The sequence below is a fragment of the Pseudomonas moorei genome (assembly GCF_042846945.1).
In the GTDB taxonomy this organism is placed as follows: Bacteria; Pseudomonadota; Gammaproteobacteria; order Pseudomonadales; family Pseudomonadaceae; genus Aquipseudomonas; species Aquipseudomonas moorei.
This window is the reverse complement of the sequence record NZ_AP035776.1, coordinates 3,127,321-3,144,470: the sequence shown is the minus strand read 5'-3', so window position 1 is coordinate 3,144,470 and position 17,150 is coordinate 3,127,321. Positions and strand designations below refer to the sequence as shown.

Below are 17,150 nucleotides of genomic sequence, written 5' to 3'. Positions count from 1 at the left end.
GTTCAACCCTGCATGCCTATCCGGTAGCCAGGTTTAATCCAAAAACAAGATCTACTAAGGAGGCTTTGTGATCGACGGGCAACCGCTCGCCTGCTTTCAGCCGTTCATTGATACCGCTACCGGCCGTATCGCGGGTGTAGAGGCACTGGGTCGACTGCGTCAGGCCGACGGTCAATTGGCTTCGGTTGGCCCCCTGTTCGCCGATCCGCGAACAAATGCCATCGCCCTGCGCCGCCTGGATCGCCAATTACGTGATAACGCCTTGGGCCGTCTGCACGAGGCGCCCACCGAATGGTTTCTGAGCCTGAACATTTCCCCGCGCTGGATCAGCCGCCTGCGCGCGGACCAGCCGCTGCCAAGCCTGAAACAACTGAACAGGCACGGGATCGATCCGCAACGAATCGTTTTCGAGATCACCGAGCTCGGCGGCGATATCCAGCGCCTGGCGCAAGTGGTGGCGCGTTACCGGCAGGCTGGCGCGCGTATCGCGATCGACGACTTCGGTGCGGGCTACTCTCAACTTGATCGCGTCCTCGCCCTGCGACCGGACATTCTCAAGCTCGACATGCGTCTGTTTCAGGCGGCAGCACTGGGCGGGCCAAGCACCGACGTGGTTAAGGCGCTGGCACTGATGGCCGAGAAAACCGGTTGCTGGATTATCGCCGAAGGAGTGGAAACCGAAGCCCAGCTGAATTTTGCCCTGGAATGCGGTTCCCGCTACGTGCAGGGTTTTCTGTTTGCCAGGGCGCAGGAGGATTTTTTTGCCACAGAGGCCTTTGTCGGACGCTTCGCACAACTGCGTCAACGCTATGTTCAGCAGAAGCTCGCCGAACGCGGTCGCCTGATGATCATGCGCCAGCAACTCAACGAACTGATGTCAATCCTGCAAGCCTGGGCACAAGCCCGCGCCCCCCTGAGCGCCTTGCCGCAATTGGATGCCTTCCCCTGGCTTTTACGCTTCTATCAATGTGACCGGCATGGCACACAACTGACACCCAACCTTGAATGGCGCAATAACGGCTGGTTTGCCGACAATCGCTATCTGGGCCACAACTGGTCATGGCGCCCCTACTTCTATCATCTGTTGGCCGAAGGCTGGGAGGAGCGGCGGCTTACCCTTTCCAATACTTACCGTGACGCCACGAGCAACCAGTACTGCCTTACCGCCGGGCAATTCTTCGACAATGGGGAACGCTTGCTGCTCATCGATATCGATGCCGTCGGGCTCTAGTGATCTCCTTTGCTATTTCCGGCACGCCACGCAAACTCATTGAAAACGCCCTCCGGTTCCACTTGCAGGTCCCGATGCGAACCGTGAAGCTTAATCAAACAGTGACCTGACGGAGAGCCCCGCCTTGGATTGGCACACCCTGCTTACCCGCGAACGCCTTGGAAAACCGCTGCACAGTCCGGAAGAACTCGGCCGCAGCCCTTTTCACAAGGACCATGACCGCATTATTTTTTCGGGAGCGTTTCGCCGCCTCGGGCGCAAGACCCAGGTTCACCCGGTCTCCAGTAACGACCATATCCACACACGGCTGACCCACTCCCTGGAAGTCAGTTGTGTCGGCCGTTCGCTGGGCATGCGTGTCGGCGAAACCATCCGCGGCGCCCTGCCCGACTGGTGTGAACCGAGTGACCTGGGAATGGTGGTGCAATCGGCCTGCCTGGCCCACGACATCGGCAATCCACCGTTCGGGCACTCCGGCGAAGATGCAATTCGCCACTGGTTCCAGCAAGCCGCCGACCGTGGCTGGCTGGACGCAATGAGCCAAGCGCAACGTAACGACTTCCTCAATTTCGAGGGTAACGCCCAGGGCTTTCGGGTACTGACGCAGCTTGAGTACCACCAGTTCGACGGCGGCACGCGGCTGACCTACGCCACCCTGGGCACTTATCTGAAGTACCCATGGACGGCCAGGCACGCCGACTCGCTGGGATACAAAAAACACAAATTCGGTTGCTATCAAAGCGAACTGCCGCTGCTGGAGCAAATCGCTCATAAACTCGGCTTGCCGCAACTTGAGGAGCAACGCTGGGCGCGACATCCGCTGGTGTATCTGATGGAGGCGGCCGATGACATTTGCTATGCGCTGATTGATCTCGAAGACGGTCTCGAAATGGAGTTGCTGGAATACGCCGAAGTCGAGTCTCTGTTGCTGGATCTGGTGGGCGATGACCTGCCGGAAACCTATCGTCAACTCGGCCCGCAGGATTCGCGTCGGCGCAAACTGGCGATCCTGCGAGGCAAAGCCATCGAACATTTGACCAATGCCGCGGCCCGAGCCTTTGTCGAACAACAGGACGCGCTGCTGGCCGGCACCCTGCACGGCGACCTGGTAGAGCACATGCATGGCCCGGCGAAACGCTGCGTGCTGAACGCCAAGGACATGGCACGCAAGAAAATCTTCCAGGACAAACGCAAGACCCTGCACGAAATCGGCGCCTACACCACGCTGGAAATTCTGCTCAACGCTTTCTGCGGCGCGGCCCTGGAGCAGCACAATGGGCGAACACCGTCCTTCAAGAGCCGTCGGGTTCTGGATCTGCTGGGCAATAGTGCACCCGATCCGCAGGGTTCCTTACACACATCGTTCCTGCGCATGATCGACTTCATCGCCGGAATGACCGATAGCTACGCCAGCGACATGGCCCTGGAAATGACCGGTCGCTCCAGTCACTGACAAGACCCGCTTGATCAGCCATTACGCCATCCGTAATGGCCGATTCACCCCGACAATCTCAACAGCGTTCAATGCCCGCTGAATTCCCCTACAGCTAATGTCGAGTGAGCTGATCGTTTTATCCGGCTTTCCCACGAAACAATCACATCCACTTTGTTCGATAAAAATAAGCGTGAATATTATGATCAAAGATAATCTGCGCATCTTGCTGGTGGAGGATCATCCCTTTCAGCTAAGAGCAACTCAATGCCTGCTTGAAAGTTATGGCTTCACCCAACTAACCACCACGGACTGCGCAGAAGGCGCACTGCAACAAATGCATACAGCAGTACAACCCTTCGATATTCTTTTGTGTGACCAATGTCTACCTGATTTGTGCGGTCTCGACCTGGTCAGATTTGCCAGTCATCGAGGCTTGATCAAACAGGCAATACTTCTAAGCAGCCTGACACCCGCAGAGCTTGACAGACTTGAACAAACGGCGACCACCCACGGACTGCCTTTGTTGGGCTATTTGATAAAGCCTTTGAAACAATCGGAGTTCATAAAACTATTGACCCTGATTTAATCATCATAACAAGTCAGAAAAACGACCTTTCCCCATTACAACTAACCACCAACAAACTTTACTCTTCCTCATAAAAAACCTAGTTAGCACGTAAGACTATTCCTTTTAGCTTGTAGGAACATTCCTATATTGCAGCTATGGGTACCTCAGTTCATACGTCACCCCAACTATCTGAGCTAAGGTGCGCGCTTTATTTGAGCTCGCATGGGATTTGATTATGAACTCCGTTTTTATTGTCGACGATCACCCTGTCATCCGACTTGCCGTTCGTATGCTGCTGGAGCACGAAGGCTATCAGGTCGTCGGTGAAACAGATAATGGGGTCGACGCCATGCAGATGGTGCGTGAATGCATGCCCGACCTGGTCATTCTCGACATCAGCATTCCCAAGCTGGATGGCCTGGAAGTACTTGCCCGCTTCAACGCAATGACCACCCCACTGAAAACATTGGTATTAACTGCACAATGCCCGACACTTTTTGGCATACGCTGCATGCAATCCGGCGCTTCGGGATATGTCTGCAAACAGGAAGATCTCAGTGAACTGGTCAGCGCCATTAAAGCAGTACTTTCAGGTTACAACTATTTTCCCAGCGAAGCGCTAAGCCCTGTTCGCGGTGATGAAGCGCGTTGCGCCGAACTGGAATTATTCAAGTCAGTCAACGATCGGGAACTGATGGTATTGCAACTTTTCGCTCAAGGCCGCACCAACAAGGAAATTGCCAAAGGCATGTTTCTGAGCAACAAAACTGTCAGCACTTATAAAAAACGTCTCATGCAGAAACTCAAAGCCAAATCCCTGGTTGAACTTATCGAAATGGCAAAACGCAACGCGCTGGTGTGAGAAACAGAATGCTCAGTCATTTAAAGGATTATCTGATACTCATGGCCGCAGGCATGTGCTTGAGCAGCTCGTTGCCCGCCGCGCAGAGCAGTGAACATTACACATTGCTCAGTCGCGCGCCGGCCGCGCATCTGGAAGTCCGACTGGATCAAGCACAACAACAATGGATCAAGAAAAAAAGTGAATTGATCCTGGGGACCTCAGCGCCGGATTATCCGCCCTTCGACCTGGCCATCAGCGGCCGCGACTATGAAGGTTTCACTGCCGATTACGCGGGCATTCTCGGCAAAGCCACCGGTTTGCCCATCAAGGTTCAGCGCTTTGCGTCACGGGGTGCTGCAATCGAGGCGCTCGAAAAAGGCGAGGTCGACTTGCTGGGCACCGCCAATGGATTCGAGGCGCGCAACGCCGAGATCGTGCTGTCCGCACCATACGCGGTGGATCAACCGGTTCTGGTGACACGCGAGGGGGAAACCAGATCCCTGAACGAGGGTCTGGCCGGGTTGCGGCTGAGCACGGTGTATCACTATTTGCCTCTGGAAGAGGTCAAGGCCTTGTATCCGAAGGCCATCATCACGCCTTACCCGTCCTACCAGAATGCGATCAACGCCGTTGCCTTCGATCAGGCGGACGTATTTCTCGGCGACACCATTTCCACTCACTACATGATCAACAAGGGCTACCTGAACAACATCCGCATGGCCAACTTCGGCAAGCACGAAGCCCATGGCTTCAGCTTTGCGGTACGCAAGGACAATCCGGAGCTGCTTGGAATCATCAATACGATGCTCATGGCGATCCCCGCCAGTGAACGGGAAAATATCGCCAAACGCTGGAGTGCCGGCAGTGACATTCTGCTCACCGATCACAAACTGGCGCTCAGTTACGGCGAAGAACGCTGGCTGGCACAACATCCGGTGGTCCGTGTCGTCGTCAATGAAGCATTCGCGCCGCTGACGTTTTTTGACAGTGACGGCAACTTCCGTGGGGTTGCCGCGGATTTGCTTGAACTGATCAGATTGCGCACGGGTTTACGCTTCGAGATCCAGCGCAGTCGCAACGACAGCGACATGATCGAGCGGATCAAAGACAACCGGGCCGATCTGATCGCCGCGCTGCTCCCCAGCGCAAAACGGGACAGGCTGCTTAATTTCACCCGCCCCTATCTGCAAAATTCCTACGTCCTGCTGACACGCACGGCCGCCGATAGTCCCGGCAACCTGACGCAGCTCAAGGGCAAGCGCCTGGCAATCGCCCAAGGCAATCCGTTGATGGATTATTTGCGTACCGAGTTCCCGCGAATAAAACTCATCGAGACGCCTGACACATTCAGCGCGGTAGAGATGCTCGCCGAGGGCCAGGCAGAGGGTGCCGTGAATTCGCTGGTAATCGCCAACTACTTCATCTCATCACAGCTCTTCGAGCACACACTACAAATCAGTACCACCATCGGCACCGAGCAAGCGGCGTTCTCCCTGGCCACCGGGCGCGAGGCCAAGGAACTCAACGACATCCTCAACAAAGCCCTGCTGAGCATCGCGCCGGAAGAACTGGGCATTATCAACAGCCGCTGGCGTGGCTATACGGCGTCCTCGCAAAGTACCTGGCGCACCTACCATCGGCTGTTCTACCAGATCGTCATGGGGGCTGGCGTGCTGTTATTGATTTCCATGGCCTGGAACGCGTACATGCGGCGCCAGATCAATCAACGCAATATAGATAGTCCGTCCCACCTTCACCGATACCGGTAACGGTTGGCAGGTAGCTGTCAGCGAGGGTGGAACATGCACCTGTAGACTACGAATAAATCGACCCAAACGCATGACGTTTGCCGCTTTAGTTTCGAGTCTACAGGTGCGCTTGCGCTCGATAACGAATACTCAGGGTTCGCCGTCGCACCGGCTCACTATATTGCCTTCGCTGAACGCAAGCATGCATGTCCCTAGCAGCTATTTTATCGCTTGCGGAGGTTCACGTGACAGCGTCCTTGAGTCAGCACTTCACAGCCTATGTCGGCATCGATTGGGCAGATACCAAGCATGATATTTGCCTACAGGTGGGGGATGAAAATCATCGCCAGTTCGACTGTATCCCCCATCAGGTTGATCGCATTGACGAGTGGGCCAAGGCATTGCACCGACGCTTCGGTGGCCCTATCGCAGTAGCTCTGGAGTTGGCCAAAGGGCCAATTGTCGCGGCCCTGCTGAAGTATGACTTTTTCGTGTTGTTCCCGATCAATCCCTCGACGCTTGCCAAATATCGCGTGGCATTCAAGCCGAGTCGCGCCAAGGATGATCCCACCGATGCGGAGTTGGCACTCGATCTACTGCTTCGCCATCCTGAACAGTTCACCGCGCTCAGGCCGCAGAGTGCTGCCATGCGCTCGCTGCTGAGCTTGATCGAACAGCGCCGGGATCTGGTCAACGACAAGACGCGTTTTACCAACCGTTTATGCAGCACCCTCAAGCAGTATTACCCGCAGGCACTGGACTGGTTTGAGCAGCGAGACACTCTGTTGTTTTGCGACTGCCTCACTCGCTGGCCGACACTCCTGTCAGCCAAACGGGCGCGTAAAACCACGCTTGAGGCGTTCTTTTATGCCCATAACGGGCGTCGCGCCACATTGATCGAGGCGCGTTTGGCGTCGATCCGTGCAGCATCTGCGCTCACCGAAGATGCCGGCATTATCGAGCCTTGCCGCTTGCACGTCCTCGCGCTGGTGGAGCAACTGCGCACCGTCCTCACGGTGATCGATCGCTTCGATAAGGAAATCGAGCGGGTCGCTTCTGCACTACCGGATTACGCATTGTTTCGGAACTTACCAGGCGCGCAGGCCAGCATCTGGCGCCACGCTTACTCGCAGCCTTCGGAGAGCAACGTGAGCGCTTCCATGGCGCGGACGAGCTGCAAAAGTACTCCGGCATTGCCCCGGTGACGGAACGGAGTGGCAAGAAGAGCTGGGTGCATTGGCGCTGGCAATGTCCAACGTTTCTTCGTCAGACCTTTGTGGAATGGGCGGGTCAGACCATCAACAAATCCTTTTGGGCTGGAGCCTACTACCGGCAGCAACGCGCCAAAGGGAGTAGCTACCAGGCTGCCGTACGCGCACTCGCGTTCAAGTGGATTCGGATTCTGTACCGGTGCTGGCAGACCAGGACGCCTTACGATGAAACCACCTATTTGAATGCCTTGAGGAAGCGTGGTTCACCGCTCCTCAAGAACCTCGATTTAGGTTGACTGACTTCCTCAGGGTTGACTGACTTCCTCAGGGCATGAAGCGGCCAAGCGTGCGTTGAACGATCAGTACGAATTCATGCGTTCACTGGTCAACGGTACGCCTCACCCGATTTATGTTCGTGATCGCCAGGGCGTGCTGCAAAGCTGCAATGACAGTTATCTGCAAGCCTTTTGCGCGAAACGCGAAGACGTCATCGGCAAAACCGTCATTCAGGGCTCCTTGAGCAACGCCTTCGAAGCCCGGGAATATCAGGCCGATTACCAGCGTGTCGTGGCCGAGGGCACGCCACTGATTCTCGATCGTGCGCTGCATATCGGCGGTCGCCGGTTGACGATCTATCACTGGATCATTCCTTACCGCGACTCAAGCGGCGAAGTACAAGGCATCATCGGCGGCTGGATTGACATCAGTGAACGACGGCAACTATTCGATGACCTGCGATGTGCCAAAGAGCGCGCCGACGAGGCCAACCGGGCCAAAAGTACCTTCCTGGCGACCATGAGCCATGAGATTCGCACACCGATGAATGCGGTGATTGGCTTGCTCGAGTTGACCCTCAAGCGTATCGAACATGACCACCCCGATCGCCCCGCCATCGATGTGGCCTACCACTCGGCAAAGGATCTGCTGGAGCTGATCGGCGACATACTCGACATCGCGCGCATTGAATCAGGGCGCTTGACCCTGAGCCCTGAGCGCGTCAATCCGCGGGAAACCGTCGCGTCAGTGGCACGTATCTTCGATGGCTTGGCCCGGCAAAAAGGGCTCGAATTACGGCTGGAGTTCAACCCGGTCAATCCGCCGATCGATGTCTTGCTCGACCCGCTGCGCTTCAAGCAGGTGTTGTCCAATCTGGTCAGCAACGCCATCAAGTTTACCGAGCAGGGACACGTCAGGATTGCCGTCGACCTGCACCCGAGCATCGAGCCTGGTCAGGTGCAAATGCTGCTGAACGTCGAAGACAGCGGTATCGGGATCAGTGAACGGGATCAGCAGCGCCTGTTCGAACCCTTCGCTCAGGCCGCCAATACCGGGCAATCCGTCCGTGGCGGCACCGGACTTGGATTGGTGATCAGCCGCAGTTTGTGCGAACAAATGGGCGGTAGCCTGCAATTACTGAGTCAGCCGGGTGTCGGCACTCAAGTTCGCATTTCATTGCAACTGCCCACCTTGCCATTTGAGCCTTTGCAAGGCATGACTGAGTCACAGATATCCACAGGGGCAGCTCCCTTGAATGTGCTGGTGGTCGATGATCACGCGGCAAATCGCCTGCTCATGTGCCAGCAACTGGAATTCCTGGGCCATCGATTCAGCGTCGCAGAGGATGGTCAGGCTGCATTCGAAGCATGGAAAACCGACAGGTTCGATCTGGTCATTGCCGATTGCAACATGCCGATCATGAATGGTTACGAGCTGGCCCGCGCCATTCGCCGAGAAGAACAAAAAATGCAACAACGCCCATGTACCGTGCTGGGCTTTACTGCCAATGCACAACCGGAAGAGATTCAACGCTGCAAACAGGCCGGGATGGACGACTGCCTGTTCAAACCGCTGACCCTGACCGCCTTGAGCCATTGGGTTAAACGCATGGAGCCCGCAGACCTCGCCCCTGCCTTCAACCTGGAAGGTTTTGAACTGATGACGGGAGGCAATCCGGTATTGAACCGACGCCTCTTGAACGAGCTGTTGAATAGCAATCGTCTGGATCGACAAGGTTTGCTGGGACTGTCGAACTCCTCGGACCCGCAGGCATTTCTCGACATTGCGCACAAAATCAAAGGCGCCGCCCGAATCGTTCAGGCCTCCCGATTGATCGACACCTGTGAGGTGCTCGAAACCGCTTGCCGAGACAATTTCCGTCCAGAAAAAATAGCCGAATGCTGCAAAGCCATCGAACGCGCACTACTCGAATTGGACCGGGCATTGCTGCAACAACTTGGACAAAACGACGAAAGCAGAATGACAGAGCCTTAACTATGCTTGGGCGCTGAGCAGTGTGTTAACCATCATGGAGTGAACTGCATGTCCAGCCCACTGCGCCCGGATCAACGGCGGTTTCCCCTGCATGTCCATATCAGTGTGATGTTCACGCTGCTATTGCTGCTGACCGGGGTGGTGCTGGGTATTTTCAACTATCGGCAAACCACGCAGATCATTCTTTCCAGCAGTGAAAAGCTGTTCAACCGTATCGAGCAGGATGTCCGCCAGGATCTACGGGCTACTTACGAGCCGATTCGTCACCTGTTGAGCCTGCTGGTGGACAACCCGGCGGCACAGGGCGTGAACCTGGAGCAGCGCCTGATCCTGCTCAAACCCTTCAGTCAGTCGCTCACGGACAACCCCGATCTGGCATCGCTTTACCTGGGTTATGACACCGGTGACTTTTTCATGGTGCGCCCGCTGCGCACCCCTCAGTTGAAAGCGCTGCTCAAAGCCCCGGAAACAGCGGCCTATCAGGTATGGAGCATCGAACATGACCGCCAGGGTCTGACCCATTCCCAATCGCTGTTTTTCGATCAGACCCTGACCCTCATCAGTCGTCATGACTATCCGGCCGACACCTACGATCCACGAAGCCGTGCCTGGTTTTCCAGCGCCAGCCGCGACAGCGACCAGATCACCACCGAGCCCTACGTCTTTTTCTCTACCCACAACGTCGGCACCACCCTGGCCCGTCGCAGCGGCGAGCATGCCGTGATGGGTGCCGACCTGACCCTGGAAGAACTCAGCGCCACGCTGGCCAAACACGTGGTGACGCCAGCCACCGAAATCGTGCTATTCGATGCCGCGGGCAATGCCGTCGCGTATCCCGACAGCGGCCGACTGATCGTCGACGATCAAACCGCCCGCCTGATCAAGGCCGCCGACCTGAGCCCCAGTCTTGGTGAACTGCTCAATCGCCCCCCGGAAGGCAACCGCCTGAGTGCCAGCGGTCGCCAATGGATCGTGGCCCGCAGCAGCATGTAGGAGGGCGGCCCGCAAGGGCTGCAACTGGCACTACTGGTCCCCGAAGATGAACTGCTCGCCGATGCCTATCGCATGCGCTGGCAAGGGGCGCTGATTACCCTCGCGACGCTGCTGTTGTGCATTCCACTCGGCTGGCTGACGTCGAGGGTCCTGGTCAAACCCTTGCGTGCGCTGGTAAAGGAGGCGGACGCAATTCGCAGTTTCAATTTCAACTTTCCCGTTACCCGCCGTTCTCCGGTGCTGGAAGTCGACCAACTGAGCGTATCGATGGCGCGCATGAAAGAGACCCTGGCGAGTTTCTTCCAGATCACCGACAGCCTGAGCGCCGAAACCCGTTTTGCCCCCCTGCTGGAACGGGTGCTGTTTGAAACTCTGAAGATCGGCCAGGCCCAGGCCGGCCTGATTTACCTTCGCGAAGGCGATGGTGATCGCATGGAGCCCATGGGGCTGGTCATCAATGACACCTCTGAAACGCCATCATCCTTCGATATCCGCGGGCATGAACTTCAAGATCCACAGAGCCCAGCCTGGCTAAAGCAGCTGTCGAATGCCGACAACGTTGTCACCCATCTTGGCTTCGAGGAGGCTGGGGATTTGCAGAAGGTGTTGCTCGCTCTGAACTGCCCTCGCGTTCATTTGATCGGCATCCGCTTGCACAATCGGCATAACGAAACCGTGGGCTTGCTGGTGTTTCTGTTGGCCGATAGTGGCAACCAGAGCGACCTGGAAAAACTCCGCCCCGACCGCATTGCGTTTCTACAGGCTGTATCCGGTGCCGCTGCGGTGAGTATCGAAAGCCAGCGCCTGCAAGCCCGACAAAAACAGTTGCTGGACGCCTTCATCAAACTGCTGGCCGGCGCGATCGACGCCAAGAGTCCCTATACGGGAGGGCATTGCCAACGCGTTCCGGCCCTGACATTGATGCTCGCCCAAGCGGCTGCGGCCAGTCAGGACCCGGCTTTCAGCGGTTATCGACCCACCGAGGATGAATGGGAGGCGTTGCACATCGCTGCCTGGCTGCACGACTGCGGCAAGGTCACCACCCCTGAGTATGTCGTCGATAAAGCCACGAAGCTGGAAACCCTGAACGACCGCATCCACGAAATCCGCACCCGTTTCGAAGTGCTCAAGCGCGATGCCTGGATCAGCTATTGGCAAGCCCTTGCCGAAGGTGGTGAGGAGCAACATCTGGCGCAACTGCGCCATGCCACGCTGGCGGAGCTGGATGATGATTTCGCGTTCATTGCCCGCTGCAATCTCGGCGGCGAGGCCATGGCTGACGCCGACCTGCAACGCCTGCGCAGCATCGGCCAACGCACCTGGACACGAACCCTGGATGACCGATTGGGGGTTTCCTGGGAAGAAAACCGGCGCCAGTCACGCACGCCGGCACCGACGCTGCCGGTCAGCGAATCGCTGTTGGCAGACAAACCCGAACATCTGTTCGAGCGAATCGAGTCCGAACTGATTTCACCGGACAACCCATGGGGCTTCAAACTCGATGTGCCACGCTACAAATACAACCGTGGCGAGCTGTACAACCTGAGCATTGCCCGAGGCACCCTGACGAACGAAGAGCGCTTCATCATCAATCACCACATGGTGCAGACGATCCTGATGCTCAATCACCTGCCCTTCCCCAGTCACCTGCGCACCGTCCCGGAAATTGCCGGTGGCCATCACGAAAAAATGGATGGCACCGGTTATCCAAAACGCTTGAAGCGCGAAGAGATGAGCCTGCCAGCCAGAATGATGGCGATAGCCGATATTTTCGAGGCGCTGACCGCTGCTGACCGCCCCTACAAGAAAGCCAAGACCTTGAGCGAGGCGCTGGGCATCATGGCCAACATGTGCCGGGACGCCCACATCGATCCCGAGCTGTTCGGGTTGTTCATCAACGCCCACATTTACTTGCAGTACGCCGAGCGCTTCCTCGATCCCCGGCAGATCGATGCGGTGGACCCGTCAGGCCTGCTGATCAAGGCTGGCCTGCGGGCTTGATCAGCAATCGGTCAGGCGCAGGAAAATCGCTGCCAGTTGCTCGATGCCGGCCTGATCCTGTGCGGTGAAACGCGCCAGTTTCGGGCTGTCGAGGTCCAACACGCCGATCAAGCGTCCGTCCTTGACCAACGGCACCACCAGTTCGCTGTTCGACGCACTGTCGCAGGCGATATGTCCCGGGAATGCATGCACGTCTTCGACCAATTGCGTTTGCAAGGTCGCCGCCGCCGTCCCGCAAACGCCGCGCCCGAACGGAATCCGCACGCAAGCGATCTGCCCCTGAAACGGGCCGAGCACCAGCTCTTCATTGCGATTGAGGTAGAAACCGGCCCAGTTCAGATCGTCGAGCTGATTGAACAGGAATGCCGAAAACTGCGCGGCGTTGGCGATGAAGTCCCGTTCGTCCGCCAACAAGGATTCAAGCTGCGCATGCAGCATGCCGTAACCTTCGAGGCCCTGGCCGCTCTGCTGTAAATCGATCATGCCTTGTGCTCCAACAGTTTCAGCCCGACCCAATAGCGGGCAAATTGATACGCGCAACGTCCGTTGCGATTGCCGCGCCCGGTGGCCCAACGCACTGCGAGGATGTCCAACTGCTCATCGCGCTGCCACTTGAGGCCGGCCTTGTCGGCCAACTGGCCGATCCAATGCTCGACCACATTGAGGAAGTGCTCCTGGGTAAACGGGTAAAACGACAGCCAAAGCCCGAAGCGATCCGACAGGGCAATCTTGTCCTCCACCGCCTCGCTCGGATGCAGCTCGCCGTCGACCCGCTTCCAGTTTTCGTTATCGCTTTCCTTTTCCGGCACCAGGTGGCGACGGTTGGAGGTGGCGTAAAGCAAAACGTTATCCGGCGCTTGCTCGAGCGAACCGTCGAGTACGCTCTTGAGCACGCGATAATCGCCTTCGCCCGACTCGAACGACAGGTCATCGCAGAACAACACGAAACGTTGCGGCAGCTTGGCGATCTGTTCGACCACCCGAGGCAGATCCGCCAGATGATCGCGTTCGATTTCGATCAGGCGCAAACCGGTCTTGGCGTGTTCGGCCAGCAGAGCGCGGACCAGCGACGATTTACCGGTGCCGCGCGAACCCCAGAGCAGCGCGTGATTGGCCGGCATGCCATCGAGGAACTGCTGGGTATTGCGCCCCAGTTGCTCCACCTGCCGATCGACGCCGATCAGGTCGGACAGACGCATGTCGAGACTGACTTCCAGGGGCAACAGAAAGCCGCTGCGCCCCTCACGCTGCCAGCGAGCCGCCAGGCTCTGATTCCAGTCGATGGCTTGCCGAGGGGCAGGCAACAGCGGCTCGATGCGGGCCAGAACGGCGTCGGCGCGTTCAAGAAAAGCATTCAATCGGGAATCCACGTCTTCTCCTCGAGCACATTCACAGTAATGATGGCGATACAGCGACAATGCAAGGCGGTAGGTGAGCATCAGCCCCTTGTGCAAAGGGCTCGCGAGCACATCGGTATCCATGCATGATCGGCTATGCTTGAGCAGCGAAGGGAAATGGAAGTGGTTCAACACCCCATGGATATCAAGTTCACCAACCGCCTGTCTTACAAGCAGGCGCGCGTTACGGTGCTGGTCGGTTTAATCCTGGGCATGCTGCTCAGCCTGCTACAGATTGGCATCGATTATGCCAGTGAAGACGCTTCCATCAACCGGGAAATACAGTCTTTACTGCAAATCAGCCACAACCCTGCCTCACGTATCGCTTACAACATCGACGCCGAACTTGCCCAGGAACTGACCCTGGGCCTGCTGCGCTCGCCTGCGATCATCGGCGCGAAACTGGTCGACAACAATGGCAATGTGCTGGCGGACGTCAAACGCCCGGGCCTGCAAAGTGGCTATCGCCTGCTGAGCGACTTCCTGTTCGGTGCCGACCGCCAGTTCGAAGATCGCTTGTACCTGGATCACTTGCCGAACGAATCCCTCGGCACTCTGCGACTGGATGTCGATACCTACTCCTTCGGCTACCGCTTCCTGCGTCGAGCCGAAGTGACCCTGCTCAACGGTTTCGCCCGCAGCCTGATCCTGACGGGTATTTTGCTGGCGCTGTTCTACGTGATGCTGACCAAACCCTTGGTGCGCCTCATTCGCGAACTCAGCGGCCGCGACTCTCGCAGCATGGAGTCGAGTTCACTGGAATGCCCGGCGGGGCACGCCGCCGATGAAATCGGCGTGCTGGTGAAAGTGGCCAATCAGCAATTCGAGAACGTCGAGACTGAAATCCAGCAGCGGCGCAACGCCGAAAATCGCCTGACCGACTATCTCGGTCAACTGGAAAACATCGTTTCGGCCCGCACAGCGGAACTCAAGGCGATCAACGCACGGCTCAGCCAATCCAACCAGGAACTGGAAACTGCTCGCAGCACAGCCCTGGACATGGCTGAAGCACGCTCGGTGTTCCTGGCCAACATGAGTCATGAAATTCGCACTCCCCTTAACGGCCTGCTGGGGATGATCGCGCTGTCCCTCGATGGCCCGTTGAATCCCGAGCAGCAGCAACAACTGTCCATCGCCCATGACTCCGGCAAAGTGCTGGTGGAATTGCTCAACGATATTCTGGATCTGTCGAAGTTCGATGCCGGCCAACTCGAGCTCGAACACATCCCGTTCGACCTCGGCTCGCTGATCGAAGACACCGCCAATCTGCTGTCGCAGAACGCTGCGCCGAGCGTCGAACTGACGTGCCTGATCGATCCGGACTTTCCGGCGCTGGTTCTCGGCGATCCGACCCGGGTCCGGCAAATCGTCAGCAACCTGCTGTCCAACGCCCTCAAATTCACCCGGTTCGGGCGGGTCGATGTGCGCCTGTCGACCTTCGGCGACGGTGTCCGAATCGAAGTCTGTGACACGGGCATCGGGATCCCGCAGGACGCTCAGGTAAAGATATTCCAGCCCTTCACCCAGGCCGGTGCCGGCATTACCCGGCAGTTTGGCGGTACCGGGTTGGGGCTGGCCCTGACCTACAACCTCTGCGAAGCCATGCAGGGGCGCCTCACCATCAGTTCCGAAGCGGGTTTCGGCAGCCAGTTCTGCGCCGAACTGCCGCTACCCCGACACACCCGGGCACTGGCTGCGCCATCGCTGCAAGGCAAGGTTGTCGCGATCACGGCGGCCAGCAGCGGTTTGGCGGAATTGCTCGGCAATTTGTTGCCTGGCTGGGGGCTTGAGTATTTGCAGCGCTCCATCGATGACCCATTGATCGGTCTGGCCCCCGATGTGCTGATTACCGATTGCCCCGAATGCCTGTTCAGCCCGCGCCCCACCTTCACCGCGCCCATTCTGCTGGTGACCGCCTACGGCAGCTTCCTGCCCGGTGAACAGGTCAGCGCCCTCGCCCCCCTGCAGCAACAGGCGCGTCCCTTGGCACGCAATGCGCTGTACCAGACCTTGCAGCGAATTCTGCAACCGGATGGCGGCCCGCTCAGCGACACCCGGATCGACATTCATTCACCGCAGCGACGCGGCCGGGTGCTGCTGGTGGAGGACAACCCGGTCAACCAACTGGTGGCCAAAGGCATGCTCGGGAAACTCGGCTGTGACGTCACTGTCGCAGCCCACGGTGCCGAGGCGCTGGATCAGCTGGAATTCAAGGAGTTCGATCTGGTGCTGATGGACTGCAACATGCCGGTGATGGATGGCTATGAGGCCAGCCGGCAAATCCGCCGCAGCGGGCGCTGGCCACAGTTGCCCATCGTCGCCCTGACCGCCAACGCCATGTCCGAGGAACGCGAACGATGCCGTGCAGCGGGCATGAACGACTACCTGGCCAAACCCTTCCGCCGGGAAGAGCTGGCCGCTCTGCTGGACGTGTGGATTCCTGTTACGACAGCGCCTTGATTTGCCCCAACAGATGATCGAGGCCATCGCGTAGCTCATTCAGACGATCCAGATCCACACCGCTGTCGCAGAGCAGGCGAGCCTTCAATGGCCCGACTTGATCGCGCAAAGCCAGTCCGGAAGGCGACAGGCTCAGGTGCACCTCACGCTCATCGCGCGCCGAACGCTGCCGTTGGACCAGGTGCAACTGCTCCAGACGCTTGAGCAGCGGCGTGAGCGTGCCGGAATCCAGGGCCAGGCGCTCACCCAGCGCCTTGACCGTTGGTTGCTCGGGAGCTGTCTCCTGCCATTCCCATAACACCAGCATCGCCAGATACTGCGGATAGGTCAGACCCAACTGATCGAGCATCGGCTTGTAGGCGCGAATGACCGCGCGGGAAGCGGCGTACAGCTTGAAGCAGAGCTGGCTGTCGAGATTCAGCGAATCGACTGACAAGCTGTTCATTTGAGCAGGGCTTCGATCTCGCGGCTCAGGTCCTGCGGCTTGGTCGCCGGGGCGAAACGCTTGACCAACTGGCCGTCCTTGCCGATCAGGAATTTGGTGAAATTCCACTTGATGCCCTGGGAGCCGAGCACTCCCGGAGCGCGCTTTTTCAACTGCACAAACAGGGGGTGGGCGCTGGCGCCATTAACGTCGATTTTCTTGAACAGCGGGAAACTGACGCCGTAGTTCAACTCGCAAAACTCGGAAATCGCCCCTTCGTTGCTCGGTTCCTGCTTGCCAAATTGATTGCAGGGAAAGCCCAGCACGACCAGACCTTGATCCTTGTAGGTCTGCCATAGCTCTTCAAGGCCTTTGTACTGCGGGGTAAAACCGCATTTGCTGGCGGTATTGACGACCAACACGGCTTTACCGGCGAAATCCGCCAGGGTCTTTTGTTCACCCTTGATGGTGGTGCAAGGGATGCTCAGCAGGTTGTCGCTCATGTTTTGAGGTTCCGGATCAAAGGAAGAGAGCACAAAATAGCGAGCAATTGAATTGCGTGCAATT

The 17,150-nt window shown here is 57.7% G+C and carries 9 protein-coding genes and 4 pseudogenes; 9 read left to right on the top strand and 4 right to left on the bottom strand.

Features of this window, described 5'->3' with window-relative positions:
• The first annotated feature begins 67 nt into the window (after positions 1–67).
• The 8 genes and pseudogenes from ACGJAX_RS14665 (at position 68) to ACGJAX_RS14630 (ending at position 12,302) form a co-directional block, all read left to right on the top strand.
• Positions 68–1,231, top strand: coding sequence for an EAL domain-containing protein (locus ACGJAX_RS14665; RefSeq protein WP_390959639.1), 1,164 nt, complete (start codon positions 68–70; stop codon positions 1,229–1,231).
• A gap of 124 nt (positions 1,232–1,355) precedes the next feature.
• Complete coding sequence (locus tag ACGJAX_RS14660) at positions 1,356–2,684, top strand: deoxyguanosinetriphosphate triphosphohydrolase (protein WP_390959637.1); 1,329 nt, start codon at positions 1,356–1,358, stop codon at positions 2,682–2,684.
• A 181-nt stretch (positions 2,685–2,865) separates the two neighbouring features.
• Positions 2,866–3,252: a response regulator gene (locus tag ACGJAX_RS14655; protein ID WP_390959875.1), complete on the top strand. Its 387-nt coding sequence runs from the start codon at positions 2,866–2,868 to the stop codon at positions 3,250–3,252.
• 217 nt (positions 3,253–3,469) lie between these two features.
• Entirely contained in the window at positions 3,470–4,096 is a 627-nt protein-coding gene (locus ACGJAX_RS14650; protein ID WP_247255460.1) for a response regulator transcription factor, read from the top strand.
• A gap of 8 nt (positions 4,097–4,104) precedes the next feature.
• Positions 4,105–5,808 (top strand): annotated as a pseudogene (locus ACGJAX_RS14645) (transporter substrate-binding domain-containing protein); the annotation flags it as partial.
• A gap of 224 nt (positions 5,809–6,032) precedes the next feature.
• Positions 6,033–7,333: pseudogene (locus ACGJAX_RS14640) on the top strand (IS110 family transposase).
• Positions 7,334–7,370: 37 nt separating this feature from the next.
• Positions 7,371–9,308, top strand: a pseudogene (locus ACGJAX_RS14635) (ATP-binding protein); the annotation flags it as partial.
• A gap of 48 nt (positions 9,309–9,356) precedes the next feature.
• Positions 9,357–12,302: pseudogene (locus ACGJAX_RS14630) on the top strand (HD domain-containing phosphohydrolase).
• On the opposite strand, the gene ACGJAX_RS14625 reads toward ACGJAX_RS14630, so the two are convergent.
• Positions 12,303–12,785, bottom strand: a complete 483-nt coding sequence (locus tag ACGJAX_RS14625; protein ID WP_247255457.1) for a GAF domain-containing protein — start codon at positions 12,783–12,785, stop codon at positions 12,303–12,305.
• Positions 12,782–13,672, bottom strand: coding sequence for a DUF815 domain-containing protein (locus ACGJAX_RS14620; RefSeq protein ID WP_390959635.1), 891 nt, complete (start codon positions 13,670–13,672; stop codon positions 12,782–12,784). Before ACGJAX_RS14620 ends, ACGJAX_RS14625 begins: the two co-directional genes overlap by 4 nt.
• A 165-nt stretch (positions 13,673–13,837) precedes the next feature.
• On the opposite strand from ACGJAX_RS14620, the gene ACGJAX_RS14615 reads away from it, so the two are divergent.
• Positions 13,838–16,159 carry a response regulator gene (locus ACGJAX_RS14615; protein ID WP_390959633.1) on the top strand — a complete coding sequence of 774 codons (2,322 nt, stop codon included), beginning with the start codon at positions 13,838–13,840 and terminating at the stop codon, positions 16,157–16,159.
• Here ACGJAX_RS14615 and ACGJAX_RS14610 read toward each other — a convergent pair.
• Together ACGJAX_RS14610 and ACGJAX_RS14605 are read right to left on the bottom strand one after the other, a co-directional pair.
• Positions 16,143–16,604 (bottom strand): transcriptional regulator, SarA/Rot family, encoded by a 462-nt coding sequence (locus ACGJAX_RS14610; RefSeq protein ID WP_390959631.1) that lies wholly within the window; start codon positions 16,602–16,604, stop codon positions 16,143–16,145. The genes ACGJAX_RS14615 and ACGJAX_RS14610 overlap by 17 nt on opposite strands.
• A complete protein-coding gene (locus ACGJAX_RS14605) occupies positions 16,601–17,086 on the bottom strand; it encodes a glutathione peroxidase (protein ID WP_390959629.1) in 486 nt (161 codons plus the stop codon). The genes ACGJAX_RS14610 and ACGJAX_RS14605 overlap by 4 nt, the downstream gene beginning before the upstream one ends.
• Between the last annotated feature and the right edge of the window lie 64 nt (positions 17,087–17,150).

Bases quoted from the DNA above. Each gene is read 5' to 3' on its own strand.
- ACGJAX_RS14655 (WP_390959875.1), top strand. From the start codon at position 2,866: ATGATCAAAGATAATCTGCGCATCTTGCTGGTGGAGGATCATCCCTTT.
- ACGJAX_RS14650 (WP_247255460.1), top strand. From the start codon at position 3,470: ATGAACTCCGTTTTTATTGTCGACGATCACCCTGTCATCCGACTTGCC.
- ACGJAX_RS14625 (WP_247255457.1), bottom strand. From the start codon at position 12,785: ATGATCGATTTACAGCAGAGCGGCCAGGGCCTCGAAGGTTACGGCATG.
- ACGJAX_RS14615 (WP_390959633.1), top strand. From the start codon at position 13,838: ATGGATATCAAGTTCACCAACCGCCTGTCTTACAAGCAGGCGCGCGTT.
- ACGJAX_RS14610 (WP_390959631.1), bottom strand. From the start codon at position 16,604: ATGAACAGCTTGTCAGTCGATTCGCTGAATCTCGACAGCCAGCTCTGC.
- ACGJAX_RS14605 (WP_390959629.1), bottom strand. From the start codon at position 17,086: ATGAGCGACAACCTGCTGAGCATCCCTTGCACCACCATCAAGGGTGAA.